Origin of the sequence: Methylorubrum sp. Q1, from assembly GCF_004683995.1 — a bacterium.
Lineage (GTDB): Bacteria > Pseudomonadota > Alphaproteobacteria > Rhizobiales > Beijerinckiaceae > Methylobacterium.
In genome coordinates, this window is record NZ_SRHQ01000022.1 from 60670 (window position 1) to 80505 (window position 19836).

19 protein-coding genes are annotated in these 19836 nt (G+C 70.0%); 2 read left to right on the plus strand and 17 right to left on the minus strand.

Translation table 11 applies throughout. The annotated features are described in order from the left end of the window. The first annotated feature begins 103 nt into the window (after positions 1-103). Positions 104-1264, plus strand: coding sequence for a putative zinc-binding metallopeptidase (locus E4V01_RS19480; protein WP_060770755.1), 1161 nt, complete (start codon positions 104-106; stop codon positions 1262-1264). Between the two features lie 114 nt (positions 1265-1378). On the opposite strand, the gene E4V01_RS19485 is transcribed toward E4V01_RS19480, so the two are convergent. The 10 genes from E4V01_RS19485 to msuE all read right to left on the minus strand — a co-directional run bounded on the left by E4V01_RS19485 (position 1379) and on the right by msuE (position 10748). Next, complete coding sequence (locus E4V01_RS19485) at positions 1379-2071, minus strand: DUF2147 domain-containing protein (RefSeq protein WP_135299467.1); 693 nt, start codon at positions 2069-2071, stop codon at positions 1379-1381. A gap of 238 nt (positions 2072-2309) precedes the next feature. After that, positions 2310-2519 carry a hypothetical protein gene (locus E4V01_RS19490; RefSeq protein WP_003606058.1) on the minus strand — a complete coding sequence of 70 codons (210 nt, stop codon included), beginning with the start codon at positions 2517-2519 and terminating at the stop codon, positions 2310-2312. A 335-nt stretch (positions 2520-2854) separates the two neighbouring features. Then, on the minus strand, positions 2855-4237 hold the full coding sequence (locus tag E4V01_RS19495; RefSeq protein ID WP_135299468.1) for an FAD/NAD(P)-binding protein: 1383 nt from the start codon (positions 4235-4237) through the stop codon (positions 2855-2857). A 34-nt stretch (positions 4238-4271) separates the two neighbouring features. Continuing rightward, the gene (locus E4V01_RS19500) at positions 4272-5234 is read right to left on the minus strand and encodes an aliphatic sulfonate ABC transporter substrate-binding protein (protein WP_135299469.1); all 963 of its coding nucleotides are present in this window, start codon (positions 5232-5234) and stop codon (positions 4272-4274) included. Between the two features lie 82 nt (positions 5235-5316). Continuing rightward, a complete protein-coding gene (locus E4V01_RS19505; protein ID WP_135299470.1) occupies positions 5317-6285 on the minus strand; it encodes a sulfonate ABC transporter substrate-binding protein in 969 nt (322 codons plus the stop codon). Between the two features lie 16 nt (positions 6286-6301). Then, positions 6302-7477, minus strand: a complete 1176-nt coding sequence (gene ssuD / locus E4V01_RS19510) for an FMNH2-dependent alkanesulfonate monooxygenase (protein WP_060772325.1) — start codon at positions 7475-7477, stop codon at positions 6302-6304. 28 nt (positions 7478-7505) lie between these two features. Beyond that, positions 7506-8297: an ABC transporter ATP-binding protein gene (locus E4V01_RS19515; RefSeq protein WP_135299471.1), complete on the minus strand. Its 792-nt coding sequence runs from the start codon at positions 8295-8297 to the stop codon at positions 7506-7508. Positions 8298-8336: 39 nt separating this feature from the next. Continuing rightward, a complete protein-coding gene (locus tag E4V01_RS19520; protein ID WP_135299472.1) occupies positions 8337-9185 on the minus strand; it encodes an ABC transporter permease subunit in 849 nt (282 codons plus the stop codon). A gap of 8 nt (positions 9186-9193) precedes the next feature. Further along, positions 9194-10177: an aliphatic sulfonate ABC transporter substrate-binding protein gene (locus E4V01_RS19525; RefSeq protein ID WP_135299473.1), complete on the minus strand. Its 984-nt coding sequence runs from the start codon at positions 10175-10177 to the stop codon at positions 9194-9196. 1 nt (position 10178) lies between these two features. After that, positions 10179-10748 carry an FMN reductase gene (gene msuE, locus E4V01_RS19530; protein ID WP_060770747.1) on the minus strand — a complete coding sequence of 190 codons (570 nt, stop codon included), beginning with the start codon at positions 10746-10748 and terminating at the stop codon, positions 10179-10181. Between the two features lie 447 nt (positions 10749-11195). On the opposite strand from msuE, the gene E4V01_RS19535 reads away from it, so the two are divergent. Next, positions 11196-12371, plus strand: a complete 1176-nt coding sequence (locus tag E4V01_RS19535; protein ID WP_060770746.1) for an MFS transporter — start codon at positions 11196-11198, stop codon at positions 12369-12371. A gap of 6 nt (positions 12372-12377) precedes the next feature. Here E4V01_RS19535 and E4V01_RS19540 read toward each other — a convergent pair whose 3' ends face one another. The 7 genes from E4V01_RS19540 to argS form a co-directional block, all read right to left on the minus strand. Beyond that, the gene (locus tag E4V01_RS19540) at positions 12378-13082 is read right to left on the minus strand and encodes a metal ABC transporter permease (RefSeq protein ID WP_135299474.1); all 705 of its coding nucleotides are present in this window, start codon (positions 13080-13082) and stop codon (positions 12378-12380) included. Positions 13083-13221: 139 nt separating this feature from the next. Further along, positions 13222-14022 carry a twin-arginine translocase subunit TatC gene (gene tatC / locus E4V01_RS19545; RefSeq protein ID WP_003605996.1) on the minus strand — a complete coding sequence of 267 codons (801 nt, stop codon included), beginning with the start codon at positions 14020-14022 and terminating at the stop codon, positions 13222-13224. Beyond that, positions 14019-14495: a Sec-independent protein translocase protein TatB gene (tatB, locus tag E4V01_RS19550; RefSeq protein WP_135299475.1), complete on the minus strand. Its 477-nt coding sequence runs from the start codon at positions 14493-14495 to the stop codon at positions 14019-14021. Before tatB ends, tatC begins: the two co-directional genes overlap by 4 nt. Before the next feature lie 144 nt (positions 14496-14639). Continuing rightward, on the minus strand, positions 14640-14939 hold the full coding sequence (locus E4V01_RS19555; protein WP_135299476.1) for a twin-arginine translocase TatA/TatE family subunit: 300 nt from the start codon (positions 14937-14939) through the stop codon (positions 14640-14642). 266 nt (positions 14940-15205) lie between these two features. Then, the gene (gene nagZ / locus E4V01_RS19560; RefSeq protein WP_135299477.1) at positions 15206-16234 is read right to left on the minus strand and encodes a beta-N-acetylhexosaminidase; all 1029 of its coding nucleotides are present in this window, start codon (positions 16232-16234) and stop codon (positions 15206-15208) included. A gap of 269 nt (positions 16235-16503) precedes the next feature. After that, entirely contained in the window at positions 16504-17922 is a 1419-nt protein-coding gene (locus E4V01_RS19565; RefSeq protein ID WP_060770741.1) for an SPOR domain-containing protein, read from the minus strand. Positions 17923-17951: 29 nt separating this feature from the next. Further along, entirely contained in the window at positions 17952-19721 is a 1770-nt protein-coding gene (gene argS, locus E4V01_RS19570; protein WP_135299478.1) for an arginine--tRNA ligase, read from the minus strand. Positions 19722-19836 lie beyond the last annotated feature (115 nt).

A 19836-nucleotide genomic window follows, 5' to 3' on the forward strand; every position in this document is an offset into this window, starting at 1 on the left:
AACTTCGTCCGGCTCACACCCTTGGTTAGGGCGGAGGCCGCGGGAGCGACGGTGCGGCCCGGTTCTTGTAAGAACCCCGCGACGGCCGGAGCGGGGGCCTCCCATGAAAATCTTCCAGTGCCAAGCCTGCGACCAGCCGCTGTCGTTCGAGAGCACCGCCTGCGAGAGCTGCCAGCGGCGGCTCGGCTATGTCTGCGACCGGCACGAAATCTCGGCGCTGGAGCCCAGCGGAGAGGATCAGCGCGGGCCGCTGTTCCGCGCCTACGCCCATCCCGGTCGCAAGTACCGCCTCTGCGCCAATGCGGCCCATGACGCCTGCAACTGGATGGTGCCGGCGGAATCCGATGAGGCCTTCTGCGTCGCCTGCCGCCACAACCGGATGGTGCCGGACCTGGGCGTCGGGACCAATCTCGACCGCTGGCGCCGGATCGAGGCGGCCAAGCACCGGCTGTTCTACTCGCTCCTGCGCCTCGACCTCCCGCTGGTGACGCGGGAGCAATATTCCGACGGGCTCGCCTTCGATTTCCTCGCCGAATCCGCCGGACCGCCGGTGATGACCGGCCATCTCGATGGGCTCATCACCCTATCCATTGCCGAGGCCGACGACGTCGAGCGGGAGCGTCGCCGCAAGCTGTTCGGCGAGTATTACCGCACCCTGCTCGGCCACTTTCGCCACGAGATCGGGCATTACTTCTGGAACCTGCTGGTGCGCTTCGACGCGAGCCTGCCGACCTTCCGCGCTCTGTTCGGCGACGAGAGCGCCGATTACGGAGCCGCGCTCCAGCGCCATCACGCCGAGGGGCCGCCGCCGCACTGGGAGGAGTCGTTCGTCTCGTCCTACGCGACCGCCCATCCGTGGGAGGATTTCGCCGAGACCTTCGCCCACTACCTGCACATCATCGACACGCTGGAGACCGCCAGCGCTTTCGAAATCCGCCTGAAGCCGAAGCTGCGGGCCAAGGCGGAGCCGGCGGCACCGGCCACCTGCATCGATTTCGATCCCTACGAGACGCCGGACTTCGAGCGGGTGGTCGAGGCGTGGATCCCGCTCACCTACGCCGTGAACTCGCTCAGCCGCTCCATGGGGCAGCCGCCGCTCTATCCGTTCACGCTGACGCCGTCGGTGATCGCCAAGCTCGCCTTCGTGCATGAGCGGATCTACGCCGCGCGCGCGCCCGGCGGCTTCACCGACGAGGCGAGCGCCGAGATGCTGAAGGCGGTGATCGCGGGTTTGCGCCAGCGGGTGGCAACCCCGACGACCTGAGCTGCTTTCGCCGGGGGCCGAAAGCGATCCGTCATCACAAGGCATGCCGGATGGGGCTTTCGCCTCGTCCGGCATGCCTGCCGCAGCGGTCGTGTGACCCGTTCGTGCAGCCGTTTACTGCGCGGGGGCCGGCGCCGCCGGAGTCTTGGGGGCGGCGGGCTTCGGCGCCGGCTTCGTCGCGGGGCCTGCGCTGCCGGTGGCGGCGGGCGCGCTGGCGGCCGTGCCGGGGGCGGGTTTGGGGGTCCATTCGGCGTCGGCGCGGGGCCCGTTCGGGCCGTTGGTCGGGCCGGTGAGCTGGCCGGGCTGGGTGTCGGTGACCTTCTTCCAGGTCTGCGACTGGCACAGGAAGGCGATCAGGCAGCCCTTGACCGTCAGTTCCTCCGGCTCGTCCGACCAGACCGTGACGTCGTAGAACTTGCCGTCCTCGGCGTTGTAGATCTTGCCCTCGTAATGGGCATCCTCGTTCAGCTTGAGGCCGAGGATGAGCTGATGCCCGAGCGCGGCGCGGGTGCGCTTCTTCGCATCGGGGTTGCGGAAATCGACCCGCGGCTTGCCCTCGTCGTTGAGCGGCGTCTTCAGCCACACCGCATAGCCGCACAGGTTCTTCTCCTGCGGGCCGCACTTCTCGACGCGGATGCGCGCCTTGCCGTCCTGCGTCAGCCAGGTGCCGCTCGGGTCATGCTGGGGCGCCGCGGCCGAGGCGGGAGCCACCGACAGACCGCCCAGGGCGGCGAGGCCGGCGGCGAGGGCCGCGACGCGGCCGGTGCGGAGGAAAGGCGCACGCGCACCGATCGGTCCGAAGATCATGCAAACATCCCCACTCGGGCGCGGCGGCGAGTCCGGGCCGCACCGTTCATCCTGACGATGGGGCGGCCCGCGCACGGACCGTTGCCCCTTCGCCGCAGCCATCGAATCGGAAGGTGACCGGATCATGACCGCCGCGGGGCGGTTCCGACGCAATTTGCCGGTCGTCGCACGCCCCATGCGAAAAGGGCCGGTGCCTGTGGCACCGGCCCTTTTCGGATTACTTCGGGCGAGGCGCGACTTACTCGGCCGGGGCGAGGTCGGCGGTGAAGTGGCCGCACCAATCCTTGGAGGCGACGACCGGCCACAGGCCCTGGCTCTGCGGGTCGGGCTGGCTCACCGGCGGGTTGAAACGGCACAGGCCCTGGTCGCCCGCGGCCTGGGCACCGTTGGTCTTGTGGTCGTCGAAGAAGCGGCAGCTCTGGCAGGCGGCGTTGCTCGAGGTGGCCATGATCTCTCTCCGGTTTTCGTTCGATCGTTGCTCGTTGGCGGGTCCGTCGTGGGGGGCGTTCGGCCCCCGCACGTCCCGCCGTCACCACCCTTGATTAGAACAGGTCCAAACTTTGAGCAAGCTCTTTAGAACGATTCCGAATTGTGAGCCGGCGCGCGAAAGGTGGCGTCCGCCGCCATGAAACCTCAAGTTGATCAACGGTTTGCGGCGAGAGCGGGGGATGCCGGGCGATTGGACAGGCAACGCGCCGTCCCTCACGAATGCGTGAGGCGGTGGAGAGGCAAGGCTCTCCGCCGCTTCGGGACGTTTCGTTGGACGACTTGAACGAGGCTGCGCTACGCCGCGGCGGCGTGGTCGAGGGCGGCGGCCACGAGGCCGGCCAGTTCCGCCGCCTCGTTGCGGATGTCGGGCACCGCGGTGCATTCCCACAGGACGCCGCGCAGGAGCGGCCCGAGGATCCAGAGCGGTCCCCCGCCCTCCCCGGCCGCGTCGCGGACCGCCCGGTAATCCACGCCCGCATCGAGACCGAGTCCGAACGGGCCGGGAAGCACGAGGCCCCGATCGAGCAGCCGCCGCAGCAGCGGGTCGCGGCTCTGCGGGAGATGGCCGAAGCCGGTGGCATCGATCATCGCCTGGACGGCGAGGCGCTCCGGGCGCTCGGCCCCGCGCAGGCGCAGCGTCACCACCGCCTGCGCGGCCTCGTCCTCGATCACGATCAGGCGCCCGGCCCGCACCGTGAGGGCGCCGCGGGCGATCTCGTCGGCGATGGTCTGCGCGGCGGGTGGGGCGGTGCGGTGGCGGTGCACATCCCAGAACGGGCGCAGGTGGCGCTGGAACCGGGCCTGCTCCCGCGGCGGCAGGCTGCGCCAGATCGTATCGGTGAGCGGACGCAGGGCGTCGATGACGCCGTGCCACCCGACGCCCCGTTCCGCGGCCCGCGCGACGTCTGAGCGGATGCGGGCGAGGAGCCGCCTCAGGGAGGCGAAGTCGGCCGGCCTCAGGTCCGGCATGGGCCAGAGGTCGGCAGGGGCGTGGGCGTTCGGCAGCAGGCCGCGGCGCGACAGGGCGAGGATCGCCCCGGTAAAGCCCTGCGCCCGCAGGCTCGCCACCGCGTCGAGCATGGTGAGGCCGGTTCCGACGATGAGGACCGGCGCGTGCGGGTGCAGGCGGCCGAAGCTGTCCGGGGCCCAGGGGTCGAGGCTATGCCGGCTCTTGGGGGCCGCCGAGGCCAGATTGCCCATGGCGAGCACGGCGCCGGCGACCCGGTGGGTCTGCCCACCCTCGGTGCGCAGCAGGAAGCCGCCGGCCCGCGGCTCCAGATCGACCACCGCGTCGTTGACGAGGCGCAGGCGCGGCACCCCCGGCCCGGTGACGGCCGCGGTCAGCAGGTCGGTGAGATAGCTGCCGTAATGGCCCCGCGCCACGAAGGTGCCGGCCGACGTCGTCACGACGCCCTCGCCGAGATCGGCGCCGGAGAGCCACTCTTCGAAATGGCCCGGCCGGTCGGGAAAGGCGCTCATGTTGGCGGCGCGCACGTTGAGGAGGTGGGCCGGGTTGCCGGTGCCGTAAGCGAGCCCGCGCGCGAAGCTGCCCCCGCGCTCGCACAGCAGCACCGGCTGCTCCGGCGGCAGGGTCTCGAGAAGCTGGAGTGCGGCCATGGTGCCGCTGAACCCCGCGCCGATCACCGCGATGGGGGGCAGGCTCGCCTGACGGGTCATCGTGTTCGATCCCTTAGCGTGAAACTCCCTCGGGTCAGCGTGACGGCGATTCCCAGACCGGCAGCGCGGATGCATCCACGGCGCGGGGCAGCAGCCCCTCGGCGCGGAAGGCGTCGGCGATGGTCTGCTGCTCGGACAGCCCCGCGCGGTTCACCGGCTCGACCCGGTAGGAGCGGCGGGCATTGGCCTGTTTGACGATCTCGGGCTCGATCTTCCACAGGGCGCCCAGCCGCGCGGCGGCCGCATCCGGGTCGGCCTTCACCCAGGCCCCGGCCTCGCGCAGCTTGGCGACGAGCAGGGTCAGCACGTCGGCGCGCTTTTCGGCGTAGGCGTCGGAGGCGAGGTAGTAGCGCTTGTAGGCCGAGAGCCCGGTGCCGTCCCGCAGGATGCGCGCACCCGCCTGGATCTGCGCGGCGGAGAGGAACGGGTCCCAGGCCACCCAGGCATCGACGCTGCCGCCCGCCAGCGCGCTACGCCCGTCCGCCGGGGTGAGATAGGCCGGATTGATGCTCTTGAAGGGCAGCCCCTCCGCCTTCAGCGCGGCCAGCAGCAGATAGTGGCTGCCGGCGCCCTTGGTGACCGCGACCTTGCGGCCCTTGAGGTCGGCTACCGTCTTGAGCGGGGAATCGCCCGCCACCAGGATTGCCTGCGCCTCGGGCGAGGCCGCTTCCTGCGCGATGTAGGTGATCCGGGCATTCGCCGCCTGCGCAAAGACCGGCACGGTGTCGGCGACGTCCGCCGAGACGTCGATGCGGCCGACATTCAGCGCCTCCATGATCGGCAGGCCGCTGGTGAATTCGTGCCAGGACACGCTGACGCCGAGTGGCTTCAGGGCCGTTTCCAGGGTCGCGTCCTCGCGCAGCAGCGAGATCAGCGCCGAGGAGCGCTGATAGCCGATGCGCAGGGTGGATTCCTCCGCCGCGGCCGGGGTGAGACCGGGGGCGAGGCCGAAGGTGAGACCGGCGAGGACGAGACGGGAGGCGGACCGGCGGTTCATGGGGGGCTTTTCGGGTTTTCTCGGCGGCATTCCCCTCTCCCTTATCGGGAGGGGGCAGGGATGAGGCGATTGCGGGAAAACATCAGCTTCCCGGCTTGCGCACGGCGCCGGCGATATCGACCGTCTTCGGCACGAGCTTGAGCCCGTGGAAGGTGTCGGCGATGCGCTGCTGCTCCTTCGTCACCGCCTCGTCGAGGGGGCGGATGCCGTAGGTCTGACGCTTGAGGGCGATGCTCAGGATCGGCGCCGGGATGCCGACGGAGGGACTCAATTCCTTGGCCACCGCGTCGGTGTTGTCTCCCGCCCAGGCATCGACTTCGGCAATCGCCGCGACGATGGCGTCGAGCGCGGGGCCGTTCTCGGCGACGAAGGTCTTGGAGGAGAGATAGAACTGGTGGTTCGGCACGAGGCCGGTGCCGTCGGCGAGCACCCGGGCGTTGCCGCCGGCTTCGGCTGCCGCGAAGTAAGGGTCCCAGATCACCCAGGCATCGACCGAACCGCGCTCGAACGCCGCCCGCGCATCGGCGGGTGCGAGGTAGACCGGGGTGATGTCGGCAAGTGTCAGACCCGCCGCCTCGAGGGCCCGCACCAGCAGGTAGTGGACGTTCGAGCCCTTGTTGAGCGCGACCTTTTTTCCGCGCAGATCGGCCACCGATTGCACGGCACTGGATTTCGGAACCAGGATCGCCTCGCCCTTCGGCGCGGCGGGCTCGTGGGCGACGTAAGCCAGGACGTCGCTCGCGGCCTGGGCGAAAATCGGCGGGGTCTCGCCCGCCGAGCCGAAATCGACGGCGCCCGCGTTCAGCGCTTCCATCAAGGGCGGGCCGGAAGGGAATTCCGACCATTGCACCCGGTAGCCGAGCGCTTTGAGTTTGGGCTCCAGGCTGCCGCGGCCCTTCAGCAGCACCAGCGTGCCGTATTTCTGGTAGCCGACCCGCACCACCCGCTCGTCGGCATGGGCGGCGAGCGTGAGGCTGACGAAGATCAGCGCGGCGAGCGCCAGCCAGAGGCGCGGCAGCAGCGAAGGCGCGGTGACGGCGCGGGCGGGCATCGGCGAACCTTTCTGCTCAGTGGGCGCTGACGCGGCGGGTCGGCACGATGTCGTTGGCGATGACCTCGCCGAACGGGCCGTTGTTGCGCGCCGTGCTCGGCGCCGTGCCGGTGGTGGCGCGCAGGGGGAGCTTCGGGAAGACGAGTTCGGCGAAGCGGTAGGCCTCCTCCAGATGCGGGTAGCCGGAGAGAATGAAGCGGTCGATGCCGAGATCGATGTACTCCTTCATCCGGTCGGCGACCTGATCGGCCGAGCCGACCAGAGCCGTTCCCGCCCCGCCGCGCACGAGGCCGACGCCGGCCCAGAGGTTGGGTGAGACCACGAGCTTGTTCCGGTCGCCGCCGTGCAGCGCCATCATCCGGCTCTGGCCGACGGAATCCTGGCGCTTCAGGGTCGCCTGTGCCTGGGCGATGGTGGCGTCGTCGAGCCGCGAGATCAGCCGGTCGGCCGCCTCCCAGGCCTCGCTTTCCGTCTCGCGCACGATGACGTGCAGGCGGATGCCGTAAGAGAAGGTTTTGCCTTTTTTTTCGGCGGCCTCGCGAGCCTTGGCGATCTTTTCCGCGACGCCGGCCGGGGGCTCGCCCCAGGTGAGGTAGACCTCGCAATGCTCGGCCGCGACCTCGATGCCGGCGGGCGAGGAGCCGCCGAAATAGAGCGGCGGATAGGGCGCCTGGACGGGACGGAAGATCACCCGGCCGTTCTCGGAGCGCAGGTGCTTGCCCTCGAAGTTCACGGTCTCGCCGGCCATCAGCCCGCGCCAGATGTGCAGGAACTCGTCGGTGACGACGTAGCGCTCGTCGTGATCGAGGAAGACGCCATCGCCCTTCAGCTCCACCGGATCACCCCCGGTGACGACGTTGATGAGGAGGCGCCCGTCGGAGATCCGGTCCAGCGTCGCGGCCATGCGCGCGGCCATCGACGGCTCCTGCAGGCCGGGGCGCACGGCGACGAGGAAGCGCAGGCGCTGTGTCAGCGGGGCGAGCGCCGAGGCGACGACCCAGGAATCCTCGCAGGAGCGGCCGGTCGGCAGCAGCACGCCGTAATAGCCGAGGTCGTCCGCCGCCTGGGCGATCTGACGGAGATAGGGCAGCGAGACGTCGCGGGCGCCTTCCGCGGCGCCGAGATAGCGGCCGTCGCCGTGGGTGGGCAGGAACCAGAGGACGTCGGTCTTGCCGTCGGTCTGTACGCTCATGGAATACGCTCCGGAAATCGCAAAAAAGTCAGGCGCGGTGGCCGAGAAGCCGGTCGAGGATGCGGCCTTCGAGTTCGGCCAGCGCCGGGTCGCCGCGGCGGCGCGGGCGCGGCACGTCCACGGCGACATCCAGCGCGATGGCCCCCTCCTCCACCACGAGGATGCGGTCGGCGAGTCCCACCGCCTCGCCGACATCGTGGGTGACGAGGATCGCGGTGAAGCCCTGGGACTCCCAGATCCGCTCGATCATCGCCTGCATCTCGATGCGGGTGAGGGCGTCGAGCGCCCCGAGCGGCTCGTCCAGGGCGAGCAGCGCCGGGCGGCTCACCAGGGCGCGGGCGAGCGCCACCCGCTGGCGCTGGCCGCCTGACAGCGTCGCGGGCCAGTTGCCGGCCTTCTCCGCCAGCCCGACCTCGTCGAGGACGGCGAGCGCCCGCTTGCGCCGCTCGGCACGGCCGATCTCGCGTCCGAGCCCGACCGCGACGTTGTCGGCGACCCGCGCCCAGGGCAGCAGCCGCGGCTCCTGGAACATGATTTTCCTGGATTGGGTCGCGCCGTTTCCGTCACCACCGTTGACGGTGACGCGGCCGGCGGTCGGCTCCTCGAGACCGAGGATCAGGCGCAGCAGGGTGCTCTTGCCGCAGCCGGAGCGGCCGACCACGGCGACGAACTGCCCGGCGGGCACGTGCAGGTCGAGCCCGCGGATGACCGGGGCGCCCCCGTCGAAACTTTTTGAGAGGCCGCGCAGGGTGATGGCAAGGCCGGCGTCGCGAGGGCGCGCGGGGGCGTCCTCGACGCGCAGGGCAGTGGCAGCGGACATGGAACTCACTCGCGGAAGAATGACGCGCGGACAGAAGGATCAGGCGTTGCGGTAGGCCGGGTTCCAGGCGAGGCAGGTGCGCTCGAGCGTCCGGGTCAGGCTGTCGGCGATCTTGCCCAGCCCGGCGTAGATCAGGATCGCCAGCACCACGACATCGACCAGCATGAACTCGCGTGCCTGCATCGCCATGTAGCCGAGGCCCGAATTGGCCGAGATCGTCTCGGCGACGATCAGCGTCAGCCACATGATGCCGAGCGCGTAGCGCACGCCGACGAAGATCGAGGGCAGCGCGCCGGGCAGCACCACGCGCCAGAACAGCTCGCGCCGGTTCATGCCGTAGACCCGGCCCATCTCGATGAGCTGCGGATCGACCGAGCGGATGCCGTGCAGGGTGTTGGCGTAGACGGGGAAGAACACGCCGAGCGCCACGAGGAAGAGCTTGGCCCCCTCGTCGATGCCGAACCACAGGATCACCAGCGGGATCAGCGACAGGTGCGGAATGTTGCGCACCATCTGCAACGTGGTGTCGGTGAGTTTTTCCGAGAGGTTCGACAGGCCGTTGGCGAGCCCGAAGCTCAGCCCGATGCCGCCGCCGACGAGGAAGCCGGCGGCCGCGCGGGCGAAGCTGACCCACAGGTTCTCCCAGAGTTCGCCGGTCTGGGCGAGGCGCCAGCCGGCGGCGGCGACGTCGAGCGGCGCGGGCATGAAGCGCGTCGAGACGAGCCCGAACGAGGCCGCCGCCTGCCAGCCGGCCAGGACGAGAGTCGGCAGCAGCCAGGGCAGCAGCCGGCCCGTGGGCAGGCGCAGGGGCTTGCGTTGAAGCGGCGCGGCGGCCTCGGCGCGGTGCGCGCGGCCGGGAAGCGATCGGATCGCGGCGGAATCGGCCATGGTTCGGCTCATCCGTTGTTCTGGGTCTTGTTGGGGGGTGCCGGCAGCGTCCAGACGATGTCGGACACGCGCACGGAGCGGGGGATGACGCCAATGGCGTGGAAGCGGTCGGCGATGCGCTGCTGCTCGGCGGTCACCGCCGCATCCATCGGCGCGATGACGAAGCGGATGCGATCCACCGCGCGGCGCGTGGCAGCCAGCGGTACGCCGGTGATCTTCGACAGGCTCGCCGCGACGCTGGGACGATTGCCCTCGCACCACACCGCGACGGTGCCCAGCGCGGCGATGGCCGCCTTCAGCACCTCGGGCCGCTCCTCGGCGAAAACCTTGTTGGCGAGGAAGAAATTGTTGGTGGCCGTGATGTCCGGGGCCTGGACGAGGATGCGCGCGCCCTGCCCTTCCTCGGCGATGGCGAAGTAGGGATCCCACACCGTCCAGGCGTCGATCGTGCCGCCGGCAAAGGCGGCCGCGCCATCGGCCGGCGCCAGCAGGACGGGGGTGATGTCGCGATAGGACAAGCCCGCCTTCTCCAGCGCGGCGACGGTGAGGTTATGCGCGCTCGACCCCTTGGCGAAGGCGACGCGCTTGCCCTTGAGGTCGGCGAGCGTGGCGATCGGGGAGCCCTTCGGCAGCAGGATCGCCGAGCCCGAGCCGCCGTTGGGCTGGGCCGCCGCGTAGACGAGGTTCCCACCCGCGGCCTGGGCGAAGATCGGCGGCGCGTCGCCGGTCTGGCCGAAATCGATCGCGCCGAGATTCAGGGCCTCCAGCAGCGGCGGCCCGAACGAGAACTCGACCCAGCGCACGCTCACGCGCTGCGGCTTCAACGCGGCCTCGATCGCGGCCTGCTCGCGGGCGACGGCGAGGATGCCGTTCTTCTGGTAGCCGATGCGCAGCACGCCCGGCTCGCTTGCGCGGGCAAGGCGGAGCGGAAGCGCGGTGCCGGCCAAGGCGAGGCCGGCCGCAAGGAGGCGGCGACGGTCGAGCATCGTCATCTCAGCGCGTCGCGGCCGTCGCCAGCGGTGCCGAGACGACCTGCGCGACGTCGAGCAGCCGGGCGAGTTCGGCGGCGGCCTGCGCCACACGGGCCCGCACGATCTCGTCGGCGACCCGGCCCTCGGCGATTTCGGTGTCGCCGGCATAGACGGCGGTCGGCACGGTCTGCGCCGAGAAGAAGCCGAAGAGCGGGCGCAAGGAGTGCTCGACCACCAGCGCATGGCGCGGCCCGCCGCCGGTCGCGGTGAGCACCACCGGCTTGGCCGCAAGCGCCTCGGGGGCGACGAAGTCGATCAGGTGCTTGAACAGCCCCGCATAGCTGCCCTTGTAGACCGGCGAGCCGATGATCAGCGCGTCGGCCGTCTCGATCGCCTCCACGATCCGCGCCGCCGGCAGCGGCAGGGCCGAACGGCTCGCGACCGCGATGCCGGTGCCGGCATCGACGAGATCGTAGACCTTCAGGTCGATCGGACGTTGGCGCGACAATTCGGCGGCCACCGCCTCGACCAGGGTGCGGGTGCGGGAGGGGCGGTGCGTGTTGCCGGAGAAGGCAACGATCCGTGCGGGCATCGCGAATGATCCGAGGCAGGGCCGCGGCCATGGAAGAGCGGTGCCAGAAACCTCCTGAAGGAGTGTCTCAAGCCTCAAATCTTCGAAGGGCTGCGGAGCGTTGTTGGGGCGTTGTTGTCGTGAAATTTAAAGACTTGGAGTGGGGCAAATCAACGGATTGTTTTTGCGTTGTTTTCCTGGAGCGGAGGACAGTTCTCTCGCTTCGCGCGGCAAGGCAGAGAGATTCTTTTTGCGCTCGTCCGTGGCCTGTGGTCGCTCCAAGGGGGGCATCAAGGGGAGCATCGAAGGGGCCCATCGTCCGGGCCGGGGTCGGAGCCCTCTGGCGCGGTCGTTCTGACGTGAGTGCAGGTCTGCCTCCCGGTCATGCGCCTGTCGCGTCCGCCCGAGATGACCATGTTGCGGCGCTTGTATTGCAGCGCAGCACACGCGCTGCCCGGAGCATTCTGCATGGCATCCCTGCCGATCCTCGCGCTCGCCGTCGCCTCCTTCGGCATCGGCACCACCGAGTTCGTCATCATGGGCCTCCTGCCGGAGATGGCGCGCGACTTCGACGTCACGATTCCGCAGGCGGGCCACCTCGTGTCCGGCTACGCGCTCGGTGTTGTGATCGGCGCGCCGCTCGTGGCGATGGCGACGGCGCGCCTGCCGCGCAAAGCGGCCTTGCTCGCCCTGATGGCGGTGTTCATTCTCGGCAACCTCGCCTGTGCCCTGGCGCCGAGCTACGCATGGCTGATGGCCGCGCGGGTCGCCACCGCCTTCGCCCACGGCGCCTTTTTCGGCATCGGCGCCATCGTCGCGCGCAACCTCGTGCCGCGGGAGAAGCGCACGCAGGCCGTTTCCCTGATGTTCGCCGGGCTGACGCTCGCCAACGTTCTCGGTGTGCCCCTCGGAACCGCGCTCGGTCAGGCGTTCGGCTGGCGCTCGACCTTCTGGGCGGTGGTCGGCATCGGGGTCGTGGCGGGGGCGGCCATCGCGCTCGCCCTGCCCGGCGGAATGCCCGGCACGCGGGGCGGCCTCGCACGGGAGTTCCGGGCGCTCGGGCGCTGGCCGGTGCTGCGGCCGATGCTGGTCTCGACCCTGTCCTCGGTGAGCTTCTTCACCGTCTTCACCTATATCGCGCCGTTCCTGCTCACCGTGACGCATCTGACGCCCGGCGGCGTGACGGGGGCGCTGTTCGCGGCCGGTCTCGGCCTCACGATCGGCAATCTCGCCGGCGGCTGGTTCGCCGACCGCAGCCTGATGCGCACGGTGCTCGGCAGCTTTGCCGGCCTCATCGCGGTGCTCGTCGTGTTCTCGCTGGTCGCGCCCTTCACCTGGCCGGCACTGGCGGTGCTGGTGCTGTGGAGCGGGCTCGCCTTCGCCCTGGTCTCACCGCTTCAGGTCTGGGTGGTGGAGGCGGCCAGCGACGCCCCGAACCTCGCCTCGACCCTGAACCAGGGAGCGTTCAATCTCGGCAACGCGCTCGGCGCCTGGCTCGGAGGCACGGCGCTGACGTTGGGGGCGGGTTATTCGGAGTTGCCGGCCCTGGCTGCGGCCGTCTCCCTTCTCGGCCTCGGACTTGCCGCCACGGCGGCGGCGCGGCCCCTGTGGCCGTCCCTGGCGCCAAGCCAGGGACGGTCGTGACGCGGCTTACATCGGCGGGGTGAGGCCATCCTTGCCGACCGCGACGAGCTTGCCTTCGAGCTTGCCGCCGTCCTTGGCCGCGACCACGAAGATCTTCGCGCCCGGCGTCAGGATCGACTTGTCGGCGGGGTCGAAGGCGACGATGGGAGCCTTGGGCGGCACCACGATCGTCTTCGAGCCGTCCTTGTCGTAGGTCACGGTGAGCGTGCGCTCGCCGCCGCTGCCGGAGCCGGCATTGCTGCTCGCCACGGTGGCGTTGGTCATCGAACTCTTGACCTTCGGCGCGCCGCTTGCCCCGGCGCCGCCGGCCTTCACGGTGCCGTTGGTCATGGAACTCTTCACCACCGGCCCGCCGCCGCCCGCCGTGTGGTCGGGGATCGCGTCCCAGCCGTAATGGCCTTCGGCCGTGCCGCGCATGGATTCGGGGAACAGCACCACTTCGAGCGCCGTCATCGGGTTCTCGCCCTTGGTGGCGGTGCCGATGAAGGTGCCTTCCTTGATCTGGTCGAGGCTCGACTTCACCACCCAGGCGAACTTGGCGCCGCCGACCTGCACCGTCTCGGAGGTGCCGTCGGTGGTCTTGATCGTGACCGTGCCGGCGTCGCTTTTCTCGATGGTGCCGCGCACCCGCTGAAGCTCTGCCGCCTGGGCCGTACTCGCCAGCGTCGTCAGGGCGGCGACCGCTAGGGCGGTCCGCATCGTCTGGAACATGAGATCTTCTCCGTTTGAGGTCGGAGAAGGGTGGCGCGGGACCGGAGCCTTTCAAGATTGCGCGCAAAATGGTGATGCGCAATCTTGCTTATATTCTCCTCAGACGCCGGGGCCGACTGGCGCGCCGATCAGCCCTCGCTCAGTCCTCGATCCCCTGCGCCCGACGCCGGGCGGCGCGGATCTTCTCCATGCGCGAGACCGAGAACACCGAGGCCTCGTAGAGAAGCAGCATCGGGATCGCCAGCGAGAGCTGCGAGATCACGTCCGGCGGCGTCAGCACCGCGGCGGCGACGAAGACCAGCACGATGGCGTAGCGCCGCTTTTCCCGCAGGAAGGCCGCGTCGATCACGCCGATCTGGCCCAGAAGCGTGAGGATCACCGGCATCTGGAACGCGAGCCCGAAGGCGAAGATCAGCGTCATGATCAGCGAGAGGTACTCGTCGACCTTCGGCAGGAGCTTGATCGTCGCCTCGCCCGGCTGCCCGATCTGCTGGAGCGAGACCGAGAACTGGATCAGCAGCGGCATTGCCAGGAAGAAGACGACGAGCGCACCGAGCAGGAAGAAGATCGGCGTCGCGACGAGATAGGGCAGGAAGGCCTGGCGCTCGTTGCGGTAGAGGCCCGGCGCGACGAAGGCATAGACCTGCGTGGCGATGACGGGGAAGGCCAGGAAGCCCGCGCCGAACACGCTGAGTTTGATGTTGGTGAAGACCTGTTCGAGGAAATGGGTCGCGATCAGCTCGGCATTCTGCGCCCCCACGATCGAGACGTAGGGATAGACGAGGATGTTGTAGATCTGTTTCGAGAAGAAGAAGCAGCCGAAGAACATCACGATGAACGCGATCAGCGACTTGATCAGTCGCGAGCGCAGTTCGATCAGGTGCTCCAGAAGGGGTGCCCGCGAGGCCTCGATCTCGGCCTCATCGCGCTCGTCGCTCATGGAGTCGGGCCTGTCTCGGGCTTGGTGCCGGGGGGGGTGGAAGAGGTTTCGACGGCGGCGTGTGCCGGAGCCCCGTGCATCTGCTCGGCCTGCTGGCCGGGCGTCGGCCGGGGCACGTCGAAGCTGCCGGTGTCCTTCACATCGACATCCTTCGCCTCAGCATCCTTGCTGCCGGAGCCGGGACGGCCCTCGACCGCGCTGCGGATCTCGTTGCGGATGGTGTCCACGGGGTTGAAGGTCGGGCGCGCGGAATCGACGGTGCGTTTGACGCCCTCGACGTCGCGGCGGACCTCTTCCAGCTCCGCCTCGCGGATCGCCTCGTTGAACTGCGACTGGAACTCGCCGGCCATGCGCCGGACCTTGGTGGTGATCTGGCCCAGCGTGCGCAGGGCCTTCGGCAGATCCTTGGGTCCGATGACGATCAGGGCGACGCCGCCGATCAGCATCACTTCGCCCCAGCTCATGTCCAGCATTGCGTCGTCCGTCCCGCGGGGCCGCGCCTGTCCAGGACGGGCGTGCGGCCCGCGCTATCCTGCCCGGAGCCGATCTTCAACCGTGCCCGAAAGCCGGCGCAGCCCTTACGCGCCCCTTTGCACGCCCCGTGTCGAGCCCGTCGGTCAGACGGCCTTATGGTCGCCCGCCGGAACATGGGGTTGGACGTGCGGCTGAACATGCGGCGGCTGCGGGGCGGTGCCCGGCGCGCCCTGGTGCGGCAGCGTGCGGACCGGGTCGTTCGGGCCCACCGGGGGAACGCTCGTCGCCGTATTCGGCTGGGTCTCGTCGTCGGCCATGCCCTTCTTGAAGGCCTTGATGCCCTTGGCGACGTCGCCCATCAGCTCCGACACCTTGCCGCGGCCGAACAGCAGCATGACGACGACCGCCACGATGACCCAGTGCCAGACACTCATGCTGCCCATGGCAACCTCCTACGCCGCACCAACTCCGGCGGCGCCTCCACTTGAATTGGGGCGAACCTAGGGATCGAGTGGCGCGAACACAAGCAGTGCAGGGCGCACAAGCGGGCAAAGGCTGCGCAGCCCTTGCCCTTCTTTGTCGCACTCCGCCTCGTTGCCGGGCGTGTCGTCAGGCCGTCGGGCGCGAAAAGCGCCCCGCAGAGCGAACGCCAAGGCCGCGGCGGCGGCTGCCGGCGTTCGAGGCCGGAAAAGAGGCGATGAGATCGCTGTTATGCGATCGCGAAGGCCGCATCGAAGCGGGCACGCGCCTCGGCGACGTCGAGAGCGTCCGGAGGCGCGAGGCGGGCGAGCGCGGCCCCGGCCCGGCGCGCGCCCTCCCCCGCGAGATCCGCCGCGGCTTCGGCGACGGCGCGCATCTCCTCCATGCGTCCGTTGCAATGGAGAACCACGTCGATGCCGGCGCGGTAGGCCGCCTCGGTCCGCTCGCGGAACGGGCCCTCAAGCGCGTGCATCGACAGGTCGTCGGTCATCAGGAGGCCGTCGAAGCCGATCTCGCCCCGCACGATCTCGCGGATCACGCGCTCCGACAGGGTGGCGGGCCGCTCGGGGTCGAGGGCGGTGAACACCACATGCGCGCTCATGGCGAGCGGCAGGTCGGCTAGCGCCCGGAACGGGCGGAAATCGCTCTCGCCCAGACTGACGCGGTCGGCCTCGACCACGGGCAGGTCGAGATGGCTGTCGCAGGTCGCCCGGCCGTGACCGGGAATGTGCTTGATGACCGGCAGCACGCCGCCCGCCATCAGCCCTTCGGCGACGGCACGGCCGAGTTCGATCACCCGCTCCGGCGTGTCGCCGTAGGCCCGGTCGCCGATGATGTTGTCCGAGCCCGCGACGGGAACGTCGAGCATCGGCGCGCAATCGACGTTGATGCCCACCGACGCGAGGTCGTGCGCCATCAGCCGGGCGCCGAGCCGGGCCATCGCCGCGGCGGCGTCGCCGAGGGCGCCGAAGCGGCCACCCGCCGGATATTTCGGCCAGTGCGGCGGGCCCATGCGCTGCACCCGCCCACCCTCCTGATCGATCAGGATCGGCGCATCCGCCCGCCCGACCGTCTCGCGCAAGGCGGCGGTCAGGGCGCGCACGTCGTCCGGCGTGCCGATGTTTCGCTTGAACAGGATGAAGCCCCAGGGCCGCAGATCGCGGAAGAAGGCGGTTTCCTCCGGCGTCAGCGCCGGGCCGGAACAGCCGAGGATGACGGCGCGGGGCGTGCTGGCGGAGGTCATGCTGGCGGACGTCATGGGGCCGGCGTTCCTCGGATGGGGGGAAACGGGCGAGAGGGCTTGCAGCAATCGCGGGGGGCGAGCACGGACTCGATCCCACTCACGCCCTCATCCTGAGGTGCCGCGAAGCGGCCTCGAAGGATCTTCCAGGGATCGCGCGGGATCCGGAGGATCCTTCGAGGCCCGCTGACGCGGGCACCTCAGGACGAGGGGGCGGATGGGATGCGCGCAGACGAGCCGGTTCCGGGCATGTGCCGAAGCCGGCCGATAACACGCGCGGTGTCAGCTCAGTTCTTGGCGACGAAGCACTGGCCGCCCGCACCCTGCAGCGCGCTGCACAGGCTGGACGCCTCGTTCTTGGCGAGAGGCCCGACGCGGACGCGGAACAGGGTCTTGCCGTTCACTTCGGCCTGCCGGATCAGCTCGGGCTTGCCGGAGAGCTGGCTGTACTTGCCCTGCATCTCGCGGAAGGCGGCCCGCGCCTCGCTCTCGCTGCCGCGCACGCCGAGCTGAACCGAGTAGCCGCTGACCGGCGCCGTGAGCGCCGCGGAGGCGGGGGCCGGCTCGGAGGTGCTGGCGGTGGTCTCGGGCGAGACGGAGGCGACGCGCTGCGGGGCCTTCGGACGCGCGGCGGGCGTGGCCTGCGGCTCAGGCGGCGCTTCGGCGACGGGCGTGGTCGCCGGCGCCGTGGCCAGGGTGCGCGACGCGGAACGGCGGGGCTCCGACGACGGCGTCGCGGTGCTCGCAGCGGTGTCGGGCATCGTCATGGTCGGGATCGCCGAGACCGGTGCCTGGGCGGTCTCGGCCGGAGGCGCCGGCGGCTGGTGGACCGGGGTGTCCGGCTTGACCGAGACGGTGCGCACCCGGCGCGGCTCGCCGAACGTGTCGGACAACGTGCCGCCGGGCGTCGCCCCGCCCTGCCCCGGTTCGCCGCCGTCGCTGCGGGCGGCCGCGGTGCGGGCGGCTTGGTTGACGTCGAGCGGCTGCTCTTCGCGGTTGACGATCTTGATCTGACCGTCCTTGGCGTTGCGGTCGTAGATCTGTTTGTTCTGATCGGGAATCTCGACGCCGTCGGTCGCTGTGGGCTGCACCTTCAGCGGGGTCTTGTCGGCGAGAACGGTGATCGGGCCGCCGCTGCCGCCGCCATGGGTGCCGCGCCACGCCAGGGCACCGCCGACGCAGACGGCGACCACGGCGAGGCCGGCGCCGACCTGGACGAGGCGGTTGCGGGCGCGCGGACGGTCCGCAGGCCGCGTCCGGTAATTCTCGTCGGCCTCGGCGAAGGCCGCCGGATCGGTCGTGCCGTCGGCGTACATGCCCTGCTCGACGGAGGCGAGATACTGGTCGAAGGCGTCCGCCGGGCTCTGGGATTGGCCGAGGGTCTGGCCATGCACCTCGGCATGCGCCTGAGTCCGGGCCGGGTCGTGGGCGGGTTCGTCCACGAAGGTCGGCTCGACGCGGGCCGGACGGCCCGTCTCCGACGCGCGCGTCACCGGAGCCGCCTCCTGGGCGGCACCCTTCTCCCGCGCTTCCAGCAGGGCGCGGAAGGGATCGTCCTGCCCAACGATGCGGGCAAGCTCGGCGAGCGGGTCGCCCTTAGGAGCGGCCTGCGGCGCCTTCGCCCGGATCGCATCCTGCGACGTCTGACGCAGCTCGCGCTCGAAGGCATCGAAATCGACCGTCGCGCGCGAAGCGTGTCCCGTCATGGCCTCATCCTCTCAACAGCCGTCCTCGGTCACCGCATCTCATTGGGTGCGGAGACGCCCAAAACCGCGAGGCCGGAGGCAAGAACGCCGCCCAAGGCCTCCACGAGGGCCAAGCGGGCCCGGGTAGACTTTCTGTCGGTTGGATTAACAATCCGTAATTGCGGCAAGTCTTTGCCCTTGTTCCAGAAACTATGCAGCGAGCTGGCCGTTTCATAAAGATAGAAGGCGATTCGGTGCGGTTCGTGCGCCGCCGCCGCTGATTCGAGCACCCGTGGATACTGAGCAATCAGGCGCATCATCTCGATCTCGCCGGGATCGGTGAGCACCGACAGGTCCGCATCGGCCAGCAGCGCCGCGGGCGAGAAATCCTCGCCCGGCAGCGCCTCGCGGGCTTGGCGCAGCACCGAGAAGCGGCGGGCGTGGCCGTACTGCACATAGAAGACCGGGTTGTCCTTCGACTGCTCCACAACCTTGGCGAGGTCGAAATCCAGCGTCGCGTCGTTCTTGCGGTAGAGCATCATGAAGCGGATCGCGTCGCGGCCGACCTCGTCGATGACGTCGCGCAGCGTCACGAACTCGCCCGCGCGTTTCGACATCTTCACCGGCTCGCCTGCGCGCAAGAGCCGCACGAGCTGGCAGAGCTTGACGTCGAGCCGGGCCTGCCCGTCGCTGACCGCCTTCACCGCCGCCTGCATCCGCTTGACGTAGCCGCCATGATCGGCGCCGAGCACGTCGATGAGCTCGTTGGCGCCGCGCAGCCACTTGTCGCGGTGGTAGGCGATGTCGGAGGCGAAGTAGGTGAAGGAGCCGTCGGACTTCAGCAGTGCCCGGTCCACGTCGTCGCCGAACTGGCTCGAGCGGAACAGGGTCTGCTCCCGGTCCTCCCAATCGTCGGGCAACTGGCCCTTGGGCGGCGGCAGGCGCCCCTCGTAGACGAGGCCCTTCTGCCGCAGCGCGTCGAGCAGCTCCGCGACCTTGTTGCCCCCTTGGCCGCCGTTCTCGCCCTGGAGCGTGGCTTCCGAGAAGAACACGTCGTGGCGGATGCCGATCGCCGCGAGATCCTCGCGGATCATCGCCATCATCGCGTCGATGGCGAAGCGGCGCACCAGCGGCAGCCATTCGTGCTCGGGCTGGTCGAGGAGCGCCCGGCCGTGCGTCTGCGCCAGCCTCATACCGACCGGCTTGAGGTAGTCGCCGGGGTACAGACCCTCGGGGATGGTGATCGTCTCGCCCAGCGCCTCGCGGTAGCGCAGGTAGGCGGAGCGGGCGAGCACATCGACCTGCGCACCGGCATCGTTGATGTAGTACTCCCGCGTCACCGGCCGGCCGGCGGCGGCGAGCAGGTTTGCGAGCGCATCGCCGAACACCGCGCCCCGCCCGTGGCCGACATGCATCGGCCCGGTGGGGTTGGCCGAGACGTACTCGACGTTGACCGGGCCGCCCGGCATTTGTCCGCGCCCGAAGTTCTCGCCCTCGCCGAGCGCCGCCCGGATCACATCCTGAAAAACCTCCGGCGCGAGCCGCAGGTTGATGAAGCCGGGGCCCGCGACACTCGCCTCGACGATGCGGAGATCGGTGCGCAACTCTTCGGCCAGCGCCTCGCCGAGCGCCTTCGGGTTCTGCTTGGCCTCCTTGGCCAGCACCAGGGCGGCGTTGGTGGCGAGATCGCCGTGCGCGGCGTCGCGCGGCGGCTCGACCACGACGCGTGACAGGTCCAGCCCCTCGGGCAACCGGCCGGAGCGGGTGAGGGATTCGAGCGCCTCGCGCACGCGCGTCTCGAAGAGGGCGAAGATGTTCATGAGGCTCAGGTGTTCGTCGTTACCGCGTGCCGGCCGACCCGCGCGTCGGGCAGCCGGAACCGTCCGGGGCGGCATAGCAATGGCGGGCGGGAGTGTCACGGCGCCGTTCGGCGGC

Excerpts from the sequence above, each read along its gene's own strand:
- argS (WP_135299478.1), bottom strand. The coding sequence starts at position 19,721 with ATGAACATCTTCGCCCTCTTCGAGACGCGCGTGCGCGAGGCGCTCGAA.
- tatB (WP_135299475.1), bottom strand. The coding sequence starts at position 14,495 with ATGCTGGACATGAGCTGGGGCGAAGTGATGCTGATCGGCGGCGTCGCC.
- E4V01_RS19495 (WP_135299468.1), bottom strand. The coding sequence starts at position 4,237 with ATGACCCGTCAGGCGAGCCTGCCCCCCATCGCGGTGATCGGCGCGGGG.
- E4V01_RS19555 (WP_135299476.1), bottom strand. The coding sequence starts at position 14,939 with ATGGGCAGCATGAGTGTCTGGCACTGGGTCATCGTGGCGGTCGTCGTC.
- E4V01_RS19540 (WP_135299474.1), bottom strand. The coding sequence starts at position 13,082 with ATGTTCCAGACGATGCGGACCGCCCTAGCGGTCGCCGCCCTGACGACG.
- E4V01_RS19490 (WP_003606058.1), bottom strand. The coding sequence starts at position 2,519 with ATGGCCACCTCGAGCAACGCCGCCTGCCAGAGCTGCCGCTTCTTCGAC.
- E4V01_RS19525 (WP_135299473.1), bottom strand. The coding sequence starts at position 10,177 with ATGACGATGCTCGACCGTCGCCGCCTCCTTGCGGCCGGCCTCGCCTTG.
- nagZ (WP_135299477.1), bottom strand. The coding sequence starts at position 16,234 with ATGACGTCCGCCAGCATGACCTCCGCCAGCACGCCCCGCGCCGTCATC.
- tatC (WP_003605996.1), bottom strand. The coding sequence starts at position 14,022 with ATGAGCGACGAGCGCGATGAGGCCGAGATCGAGGCCTCGCGGGCACCC.
- E4V01_RS19535 (WP_060770746.1), top strand. The coding sequence starts at position 11,196 with ATGGCATCCCTGCCGATCCTCGCGCTCGCCGTCGCCTCCTTCGGCATC.
- E4V01_RS19520 (WP_135299472.1), bottom strand. The coding sequence starts at position 9,185 with ATGGCCGATTCCGCCGCGATCCGATCGCTTCCCGGCCGCGCGCACCGC.
- ssuD (WP_060772325.1), bottom strand. The coding sequence starts at position 7,477 with ATGAGCGTACAGACCGACGGCAAGACCGACGTCCTCTGGTTCCTGCCC.
- E4V01_RS19565 (WP_060770741.1), bottom strand. The coding sequence starts at position 17,922 with ATGACGGGACACGCTTCGCGCGCGACGGTCGATTTCGATGCCTTCGAG.
- E4V01_RS19485 (WP_135299467.1), bottom strand. The coding sequence starts at position 2,071 with ATGATCTTCGGACCGATCGGTGCGCGTGCGCCTTTCCTCCGCACCGGC.
- E4V01_RS19500 (WP_135299469.1), bottom strand. The coding sequence starts at position 5,234 with ATGAACCGCCGGTCCGCCTCCCGTCTCGTCCTCGCCGGTCTCACCTTC.
- E4V01_RS19480 (WP_060770755.1), top strand. The coding sequence starts at position 104 with ATGAAAATCTTCCAGTGCCAAGCCTGCGACCAGCCGCTGTCGTTCGAG.
- E4V01_RS19505 (WP_135299470.1), bottom strand. The coding sequence starts at position 6,285 with ATGCCCGCCCGCGCCGTCACCGCGCCTTCGCTGCTGCCGCGCCTCTGG.
- msuE (WP_060770747.1), bottom strand. The coding sequence starts at position 10,748 with ATGCCCGCACGGATCGTTGCCTTCTCCGGCAACACGCACCGCCCCTCC.
- E4V01_RS19515 (WP_135299471.1), bottom strand. The coding sequence starts at position 8,297 with ATGTCCGCTGCCACTGCCCTGCGCGTCGAGGACGCCCCCGCGCGCCCT.